Genomic DNA, 434 nt, shown 5'->3' with positions numbered 1-434 from the left:
AAGAAGGTCTGGGGCCCTGTCAACCCAAGAACGTGATGTTCATGTACTGCGTGGGTTCCGAAGACGAGGTGGCTCAAACCGAAGAATGGATCTGGACCGCCAACCGAGACGTGAACGTGCACTACGGTTTTGCCGACGCGTCGAACTTCAAGGGCGTCAAGGGCTATGAGGCATACGCCGCCCGGGAAGCGAGCGCGACGGCGGTGCTGGCTTCGGAGGTCGGCAACCAGAAGACGGGCGGCCCGCCCGGATACCACGCCTCCAACCTGTTGATCGGCACGCCGGAGACGGTGTTCGAGAAGCTCAGGGCCGCGCAGGAGGCCTGCTCGTTCTGCGAGGTCACCATCGTCCCGCAGTTCGGCACCATGCCGTATGAGAAGGCCATGGAGTCCACCAAGCTGTTCGCCGCCGAAGTGCTGCCCGCGGTGCACGAC

The 434-nt window shown here is 63.4% G+C and carries 1 protein-coding gene; it reads left to right on the top strand.

Annotated elements, in window-relative coordinates:
* Positions 1 to 32: 32 nt before the first annotated feature.
* The coding region (locus IMZ11_RS44245) for a hypothetical protein (protein ID WP_228649749.1) at positions 33 to 434 on the top strand (402 nt) is incomplete at its 3' end.

This window comes from Microtetraspora sp. AC03309, assembly GCF_020826795.1.
GTDB lineage: Bacteria > Actinomycetota > Actinomycetes > Streptosporangiales > Streptosporangiaceae > Microtetraspora > Microtetraspora glauca.
This window is presented reverse-complemented; position numbering and strand designations above follow the sequence as displayed.